Consider the following 5,111-nt stretch of genomic DNA (forward strand, 5'->3'; position numbering starts at 1 on the left):
GCCGCCTGCTTGCCGCGCCCGCCGCGCTTCTGCGCGCGGTAGTCGTCGATCGGCTGCGACTTCATGTAGCCGCCGTGCGACAGCGTCACCACCATCTCCTCCGGCTTGATCAGGTCTTCCATCGACATGTCCTGCGCGTTCTCGACGATGGCCGAGCGGCGCGCGTCGCCGAACTGATCGCGGATCTGGGTCAGCTCCTCGCGGATGATCTGGGTGATGCGCGCCGGGTTGGCGAGGATGTCGAGCAGGTCGGCGATCTTCGCCATGATCTCCTTGTACTCGCCGATGATCTTGTCGGATTCCAGATTGGTCAGGCGCTGCAGCTGCATTTCGAGGATACGCTGCGCCTGGACTTCGGACAGGTGGTAGCCGTCGGCGTGCAGGCCGAACTCGGGGCCGATATTCACCGGGCGCGAATACTCGGGGTCGATGCGCGCCAGCATTTCCTCGACCATCGCCGACTTCCAGGCGCGGTCGAGCAGGCGCTCCTTGGCGATCACCGGGGTTTCCGAACTCTTGATCAGCTCGACGATCTCGTCGACGTTGGCCAGCGCCACCGCCAGGCCCTCCAGGATGTGGCCGCGTTCGCGCGCCTTCCTGAGATCGAACACGGTGCGGCGGGTGACGACTTCGCGGCGGTGGCGCAGGAAGGCGTCGAGCATCTCGCGCAGATTGAGCAGCCGCGGCTGACCGTCGATCAGCGCCACCATGTTCATGCCGAAGGTATCCTGCATCTGCGTCTGCTTGTACAGATTGTTCAGGATCACGTCGGCGTTCTCGCCGCGCTTCAGCTCGATGTAGACGCGCATGCCCGACTTGTCGGATTCGTCGCGCAGGTCGGCGATGCCGTCGATCTGCTTTTCGCGCACCAGTTCGCCGATCTTGATCAGCAGGTTGGCCTTGTTCACCTGGTACGGCAGCTCGTCAATGATGATCGCCTGCTTGCCGCCGGCGCGGTCGAGATCCTCGACGTGGCAGGTCGCGCGCATCACCACGCGGCCGCGCCCGGTACGGTAGCCGTCGCGCACGCCGGAGAGGCCGTAGATGATGCCGGCGGTCGGGAAGTCGGGCGCCTTGACGATGGCGATCAGCGACTCGATGTCGATCTCGGGATCGTCCAGCAGCGCAAACAGCGCCGTGCAGATATCGGTGAGATTGTGCGGCGGGATGTTGGTCGCCATCCCTACCGCGATGCCGGACGAGCCGTTGATCAGCAGGTTGGGGATCTTGGCCGGCAGCACCAGCGGCTCGTGCTCGGAACCGTCGTAGTTAGGGCCGAAATCGACCGTTTCCTTGTCGAGGTCGGCCAGCAGTTCGTGCGCGATCTTCGCCATCCGCACTTCGGTGTAACGCATCGCCGCCGCGTTGTCGCCGTCGACCGAGCCGAAGTTGCCCTGGCCGTCGATCAGCGGGTAGCGCAGCGAGAAGTCCTGCGCCATCCGCACCATGGTGTCGTACACCGCGGTGTCGCCGTGCGGGTGGTATTTACCGATGACGTCGCCGACCACGCGCGCCGACTTCTTGTAGGCCTTGTTCCAGTCGTTGGAAAGCTCGTTCATCGCGTACAGCACGCGGCGGTGCACCGGCTTCAGGCCGTCGCGCACATCCGGCAGCGCGCGCCCCACGATCACGCTCATGGCGTAATCGAGGTAGGAGCGCCGCATTTCCTCTTCGAGGCTGACCGGGAGGGTTTCCTTGGCAAACTGTTCCATAACCGGCTTTTTATTGACTTAAAGCCCGCGATTTTAGCATGGCCGCCCGTCCCGCCCGCCTTTGCCAAACCACGCCCAAACAGTGAGAATGCAGGCCACCATGAAAGCCCCCGCCGACCTCCTTCTCCTGCCGCAATGGGTGGTGCCCGTCGAACCGGAAGGGACGCTGACCGACCATGCCGTGCTGGTGCAGAACGGCCGCATCCTCGACGTGCTGCCTGCCGACGCCGCCCAGGCCCGCTACGCCGCCGCGCAGACGGTTGCCCTGCCCGGCCGCGCGCTGATTCCGGGTTTGGTCAACCTGCACGGCCATGCCGCGATGACACTGATGCGCGGCTTTGCCGACGACCTGCCGCTGATGGCCTGGCTTAACGGACACATCTGGCCAGCCGAAAAAAAGCACGTATCCGAGGCCTTCGTGCGCGACGGCACCCTGCTCGCCGCCGCCGAAATGCTGGCCGGCGGCGTCACCTGCTGCAACGACATGTATTTCTTCCCGCAGGCAGCGGGCGAAGCCTTTCTGCAGGCGGGGATGCGTGCCACGCTGGGCATGATCGTGCTGGAACACCCCAGCGCCTATGCCATGGACGCCGACGATTACCTGGCCAAGGGGCTCGCCTTGCGCGACGATCTGAAGGAAGAGCCACTGCTCTCCTTCGCTTTTGCGCCGCACGCGCCCTACACCATCGCGGACGCCACCTTCGACCGCATCAACACCCTGGCCGAACAACTCAGCCTGCCCATCCACACCCACATCCACGAAACCACCGACGAAATCCGCGACAGCGTGAATCAGTATGGCGTGCGCCCGCTGGAGCGGCTGGCGCGGCTCGGCCTGCTGGGGCCAAATTTCATCGGCGTCCATGCCGTGCATGTCAGCGACGCCGAGATCGACCTGCTGGCGCAACACGGCTGCCACGTGGCGCATTGCCCCACCTCGAACCTGAAACTGGCCTCCGGCATCGCGCCTGTGGCCAAGTTCGCCGCGGCAGGCATCAATCTCGGCCTCGGCACCGACGGCGCCGCCAGCAACAACCGTCTCGACCTGTTTGCCGAGATGCGCCTGGCCGCCTTGCTGGCCAAGGGCGCCAGCAATGACGCCGCCGCCCTGCCCGCCGCCGCCGCGCTGAAAATGGCGACCCTCGATGCCGCCCGCGCGCTCAACCTCGACGACCGCATCGGCAGCATCGCCCCCGGCAAACGCGCCGACCTGGTCGCGGTCGACCTGCAAGCCCTGTCCAGCCAGCCGGTATTTGACCCGGTCTCGCACCTGGTTTACGTTGCCGGACGCGCCGACGTCACCCACGTCTGGGTCGACGGCAAGCTGAAACTGAATGACCGCCGTCTGGTCGGCCTCGACACCGACGACCTGACCGCCCGCGCCGCCTACTGGCGCACCAAACTTACCGCCTGAGGTTCCTGATGAGCAACGTCGACGCTGCCGAAATCGCCAAATTCTCCGAACTTGCCCACCGCTGGTGGGATCCGAATTCCGAGTTCAGGCCGCTGCACGAAATCAACCCGCTGCGTCTGAAATGGATCGACAAGCTGGCGCAGCTGAATGGAAAGAAAGTGCTCGACGTCGGTTGCGGCGGCGGCATCCTGTCCGAGGCGATGGCCGGCGCCGACGCCACCGTCAGCGGCATCGACCTGTCGGAGAAGGCGCTCAAGGTCGCCCAATTGCACCTCTACGAATCCGGCAGAAGTGTCGACTACCGGATGGCGTCGGCCGAAGACTACGCCGCGCAGCACGCCGGCGAATTCGACGTCGTCACCTGCATGGAAATGCTCGAACACGTACCCGATCCGGCTTCCGTCGTCGCCGCCTGCGCCCGACTGGTGAAGCCGGGCGGCTGGGTGTTTTTCTCGACGCTCAACCGCAACGCCAAGAGCTACCTGTTCGCCGTCGTCGGCGCCGAATACATCCTCAAGCTGCTGCCGCGCGGCACCCACGACTACGCCAAGTTCATCCAGCCCGCCGAGCTCGCCCGCATGGCGCGCGAATCCGGGCTGGACACCGAGGAGCTGATCGGCATGACCTACAACCCGCTGACCAAGGTCTACAAGCTGGAAGCCGATACCGGCGTCAACTACCTGCTGGCGACGCGCCGGGGAGAGTAAAACCGTGAAGCTCGAGAACATCCGCGCCGTGCTGTTCGACCTCGACGGCACCCTGGTCGACACCGCGCCCGATCTCGGTCACGCGCTCAACCTGCAGCGCGCGCGCCACGGCCTGCCGCCGCTGGCCGACGCGGTCATCCGGCCGCAGGCCTCGCACGGCGCGCGCGGCCTGCTTGGCGTCGGCTTCGACCTGCACCCGGAAGACTCGCGCTTTGCCCGCATGCGCGAGGAATTCCTGCAGCTCTACGCCGACAACATCTGCCGCCATTCGCGCCCCTTTCCCGGCATCCTCGATCTGCTGACCGAACTCGAAGCGCGCCAGCTGAAATGGGGCGTGGTCACCAACAAACCGGCGCGCTTCACCGAACCCCTGATGTCCGTGCTCGACCTCGCCGAGCGCGCCGCCTGCATCGTCTCCGGCGACACCTGCCCGCAGCCGAAGCCGCATCCGGCGCCGATGCTCGCCGCTGCCGAACTGTGCGGCGCGCCCCCCGCGCAGTGCCTGTATCTGGGCGACGCCGAGCGCGACATCCAGGCCGCGCGCGCTGCCGCCATGCCCGCGCTGGTCGCCGCCTGGGGCTACCTCGACGCCGCCGACCAGCCGCATACCTGGGGCGCGCAGGCGCAAATCCGCCATCCGGCCGACACCCTCGACTTTCTTGGCTGAGCAATGGCCTACCTCATCCTCAAGAACCTGCACCTCACCACCATCGCCATCACCCTGACGCTGTTCGTGCTGCGCGGCGCCTGGATGATGGCAGGCTCCTCCTTGCTGCAGGCGCGCTGGGTGCGCATCGTTCCGCACGTCAACGACAGCCTGCTGCTCGCCAGCGGCATCGGGCTCGCCGTACTGATCCAGCAATATCCGCTGACGCACGGCTGGCTCACCGCCAAGTTTTTTGCGCTGATCGCCTACATCGTGCTCGGCACGATTGCCCTCAAGCGCGGACGGACCCGGGGCCAGCGCATCTCCTCCTGGTTCGCCGCCCTGCTGGTGTTCGGCTACATGGGGGCGGTGGCGCGTGCGCACACCCCCTTCCCCTTCATGGGCTGAGCCAGTCAAATAGAAATTTCTCCCGGCGCCGGAACTTTGCCTCCGCCCCGCCCTCTATGCGGTACACTTGTTGCAGTAAGACAAGGGACCGACCTGGCTTCGACGTGGGTTGCAAAGCAGCGTAGGGCATACCGAGGGTCAGAGCACCTCGTAAATCCAACTGAAAAACTTTAGTCGCAAACGACGAAAACTACGCCCTGGCCGCTTAAGGTCCAGGACTCACA

General features: G+C 65.5%; 5 protein-coding genes and 1 other RNA gene. 5 read left to right on the top strand and 1 reads right to left on the bottom strand.

Features of this window, described 5'->3' with window-relative positions; genetic code table 11:
* A partial coding sequence (gene gyrA / locus Q0L94_RS00640) for a DNA gyrase subunit A (protein WP_296749108.1) occupies nucleotides 1-1,712 on the bottom strand: 1,712 nt, incomplete at its 3' end.
* Between the two features lie 100 nt (nucleotides 1,713-1,812).
* On the opposite strand from gyrA, the gene Q0L94_RS00645 reads away from it, so the two are divergent.
* The 5 genes from Q0L94_RS00645 to ssrA form a co-directional block, all read left to right on the top strand.
* Nucleotides 1,813-3,126: a TRZ/ATZ family hydrolase gene (locus Q0L94_RS00645; RefSeq protein ID WP_296749110.1), complete on the top strand. Its 1,314-nt coding sequence runs from the start codon at nucleotides 1,813-1,815 to the stop codon at nucleotides 3,124-3,126.
* Between the two features lie 8 nt (nucleotides 3,127-3,134).
* A complete protein-coding gene (gene ubiG / locus Q0L94_RS00650) occupies nucleotides 3,135-3,833 on the top strand; it encodes a bifunctional 2-polyprenyl-6-hydroxyphenol methylase/3-demethylubiquinol 3-O-methyltransferase UbiG (RefSeq protein WP_296749112.1) in 699 nt (232 codons plus the stop codon).
* Nucleotides 3,834-3,837: 4 nt separating this feature from the next.
* On the top strand, nucleotides 3,838-4,500 hold the full coding sequence (locus Q0L94_RS00655; protein ID WP_296749114.1) for an HAD-IA family hydrolase: 663 nt from the start codon (nucleotides 3,838-3,840) through the stop codon (nucleotides 4,498-4,500).
* Between the two features lie 3 nt (nucleotides 4,501-4,503).
* Nucleotides 4,504-4,887, top strand: a complete 384-nt coding sequence (locus Q0L94_RS00660) for a SirB2 family protein (protein WP_296749116.1) — start codon at nucleotides 4,504-4,506, stop codon at nucleotides 4,885-4,887.
* 84 nt (nucleotides 4,888-4,971) lie between these two features.
* Nucleotides 4,972-5,111, top strand: a transfer-messenger RNA (tmRNA) gene (ssrA, locus tag Q0L94_RS00665); the annotation flags it as partial.

Source organism: Thiobacillus sp., from assembly GCF_024708915.1.